The organism is Yersinia entomophaga, from assembly GCF_001656035.1.
GTDB lineage: Bacteria > Pseudomonadota > Gammaproteobacteria > Enterobacterales > Enterobacteriaceae > Yersinia > Yersinia entomophaga.
On the sequence record NZ_CP010029.1, the window covers coordinates 1,811,640 to 1,813,484 of the forward strand.

Here is a 1,845-nt window from a genome sequence, read left to right on the forward strand (position 1 = left end):
TCTTCACACACGCGNCATGNCTGCATCAGNCTTGCGCCCATTGTGMAATATTCCCACTGCTGCCTTCCGTAGAAGTCTGGACCGTGTYTCAGTTCCAGTGTGGCTGGTCATCCTCTCAGACCAGMTAGGGATCGTCGCCTAGGTGAGCCATTACCCCACCTACTAGCTAATCCCATCTGGGCACATCCGATGGCGTGAGGCCMTAAGGTCCCCCACTTTGCTCTTGCGAGGTTATGCGGTATTAGCTACCGTTTCCAGTAGTTATCCCCCTCCATCAGGCAGTTTCCCAGACATTACTCACCCGTCCGCCGCTCGCCGGCAAAGTAGCAAGCTACTTTCCGCTGCCGCTCGACTTGCATGTGTTAGGCCTGCCGCCAGCGTTCAATCTGAGCCATGATCAAACTCTTCAATTTAAGATTTGTTTGATTTGCTACCGAAGTAGCGATGCTCAAAGATTACTTTCTGCAAATATGCATTCGAACCGAAGTTCAAATGTTTACTGCTTTGGTCACTCTTCAAGACTTGATATTTCTTCTGCCTGCCGAAACAGGCTTTGATATCGTCTTGCGAGTGCCCACACAGATTGTCTGATAAATTGTTAAAGAGCGTTCGTTACCCGTTCGCTTGCGGCGAATCTTACGGTAACGCGGGAGGCAGATAATACGCTTTCCCGCTGAAGTGTCAAGCTTTTCTTTTCAACTTTCGTTTTAAGAACCGGCGTTTCCGCCTGCTTAACACTTCCTGACCCGGCGAAGTTTGTTTCGTTGTTCCCGGTCAGTGGAGGCGCATTATAGGGAGTTCCTGACAGGCTGCAACCCCTAATTTCAAATAATTTTCCAACCGGCTTTTTTTCATCAAAAAGTGCGGAAATGGATAACTTTTCTACTACTTTTCAGTTAAACAGCCAATACCAGAGTGAAACAGTAGAGTAAAATAGAAGGATAAGAAGTTAGCCAGGACAAATCACCATGCAATTTAACGCCCAACAACAAGCCGCCCAACGCAACCTTTCCTATTTATTAGCTGAAAAGATTGGCCAGCGTATCCTGGCGGGCGAATATATAGCCGGTTCTATACTGCCCGGAGAGATAGAACTAGGCGAACAGTTCGGCGTAAGCCGCACTGCAGTACGTGAAGCGGTTAAAATGTTAGCGGCGAAAGGGATGTTGTTGCCACGGCCACGGATTGGTACGCGCATTATGCCGCAGTCCAACTGGAATTTTCTCGATCAGGAGTTACTCACCTGGTGGATGACCCGTGAAAACTTCGATCAGGTGATGCAGCACTTTATTTTGGTACGAACCGCGTTAGAGCCACAGGCCTGCGCTTTGGCCGCGGTTAACGCTAATCCTGCGCAAAAACAGCAATTGGCTATATTGATGGCAGAAATGCAGGCGCTGCACCGTGAATTTGATCGTGAACGCTGGATTCAGGTGGATACCCAATTTCATCAACTGATCTACGAAGCCAGTGGTAATCCCTTCCTGACTTCGTTCGCCAATTTGTTCAGTTCGGTATATCACAGCTACTTCCGTGCTATTACCGGCGATGAAGTGATAAAGCTGCAACACCACCAATCTATCGTTGATACCATCCTTGCCAGCGACAGTCAGGGTGCCTGCATTGCCTGTCAGGTATTATTACAAGACAAAAACTGACGGAGTGTGTAATCACATGTTATCTATATATAGAAGAGAGGATTGTTAATAACGAATTCCATCAGGAAATAGAATGATTAAATCTGCTCGTAGCATGGCCGGCTTACCCTGGATTGCCGCCATGGCTTTCTTTATGCAGGCGCTGGACGCAACAATATTAAACACAGCCCTTCCCGCGATAGCCGAA

General features: G+C 48.0%; 1 protein-coding gene and 1 other annotated feature. The gene reads left to right on the top strand.

Annotated elements, in window-relative coordinates; all coding sequences use genetic code 11:
- Positions 1-11: 11 nt before the first annotated feature.
- Positions 12-375, bottom strand: a sequence feature (16S ribosomal RNA rRNA prediction is too short).
- A 593-nt stretch (positions 376-968) separates the two neighbouring features.
- Complete coding sequence (locus tag PL78_RS08255; protein ID WP_064514670.1) at positions 969-1,658, top strand: FadR/GntR family transcriptional regulator; 690 nt, start codon at positions 969-971, stop codon at positions 1,656-1,658.
- Positions 1,659-1,845: the final 187 nt, after the last annotated feature.

Bases quoted from the DNA above. Each gene is read 5' to 3' on its own strand.
- PL78_RS08255 (WP_064514670.1), top strand. From the start codon at position 969: ATGCAATTTAACGCCCAACAACAAGCCGCCCAACGCAACCTTTCCTAT.